This is a genomic window from Streptomyces luteosporeus, assembly GCF_039532865.1.
GTDB lineage: Bacteria > Actinomycetota > Actinomycetes > Streptomycetales > Streptomycetaceae > Streptomyces > Streptomyces luteosporeus.
In genome coordinates this window covers 1-1,052 of the sequence record NZ_BAAASL010000055.1, presented here as the reverse complement: position 1 = coordinate 1,052, position 1,052 = coordinate 1, and the positions used below count along the sequence as shown (strand labels likewise).

The window sequence follows — 1,052 nt, the reverse complement described above, 5'->3', positions numbered from 1 at the left end:
TTTTTCCTGCTTCGTCATGTTCTCCATTCCCTTCGGTAAGTTCTCAGCTAAACCAGCCGGACCAGAAGCGTTTTTTCTTCTGTGTCAGTTCTGTTGTCAATCTGTCCACTTCGGCCTGGAGTTTCCGGCGCTCATCATCGTGCTGGCGGCGTTCTTCTTCCCGGGATGTTTTATCTTCCAGCATCAGGGTGACAGCCTGCCGGAGATCGGCCAGTTCCTTTTGCATTGCCAGAAGCTGTTCCTGTGGGAAATTTTTTTGTGTATTTTCACGGTGTGAAATGCCGGGAATTTGTTTCTCAGGGATATTCACATTTCCGTATACACGGATCAGTTCTGACACATCCACGACAGGGTTGTTTTTCCCGTCACGTGACACGGTAACCTTTCCCTGTTTTACATGATTGTATAGCGTTCTTCTGGTAATGCCCGCGGCTTGTGCTGCCTGTGAAAGGTTGAGCAATGTTTTCGCCACTGTATACCCCTGATTTTATCGGGTGTGAAAGGTGTGTAATTTCTCACGGTAAATGTATCGCTGAATTTTACCCGTTTTTCCGTTCAGGATGTGGTTTTCTGACGCGCTGCGCTTGTCAAACCGGCGACGGCCACGCAATGAATTGCGCCCCCGTCATCGGTTATTAGAGGCTGTCTGCCCCCGGATACCCGGATTCTTTCTGATGCCTGACGGTGACGATCACAATCTGGTCCATTTCCCGGTCGTGGCGGTAGAGCATCACATAGCCACTGTCGCCAAACCCGATCACCAGTTCCTTATATTCCAGCGGCAGAAACGGCACCGGGCGGCCAATGTCTGGCAATGTTTTCAGTTGCTGGATAGCCCGGACGATCACCTCACCTCCTTTTCTGGCTGCCAGCCGATTTTTGGTTTTGAGAAAGTCCTGAAGGCGTTGTAAATCGCGCTGTGCCAGCGCGGAAATCGTTACCTGTGGCATGGCGGAGCATCCTGCTCGTTCTCAGTTCCCCAGGTACTTATCCAGGCTTCCGCTTCTTCCGCAGTAAGGTGCAGACCCGTTTCCTGATAGTGCTGCCATGCG

At 51.4% G+C, this 1,052-nt stretch carries 2 protein-coding genes; both read right to left on the bottom strand.

Going from position 1 to position 1,052, the window contains the following annotated elements; all coding sequences use genetic code 11:
• Window positions 1-43: 43 nt before the first annotated feature.
• Window positions 44-472 (bottom strand): hypothetical protein, encoded by a 429-nt coding sequence (locus ABD361_RS30365; RefSeq protein ID WP_001140599.1) that lies wholly within the window; start codon window positions 470-472, stop codon window positions 44-46.
• Window positions 473-635: 163 nt separating this feature from the next.
• On the bottom strand, window positions 636-950 hold the full coding sequence (locus ABD361_RS30360; protein ID WP_071177730.1) for a type II toxin-antitoxin system RelE/ParE family toxin: 315 nt from the start codon (window positions 948-950) through the stop codon (window positions 636-638).
• Window positions 951-1,052: the final 102 nt, after the last annotated feature.

Coding starts and splice junctions, on each gene's coding strand:
- ABD361_RS30360 (WP_071177730.1), bottom strand. CDS start 950: ATGCCACAGGTAACGATTTCCGCGCTGGCACAGCGCGATTTACAACGC.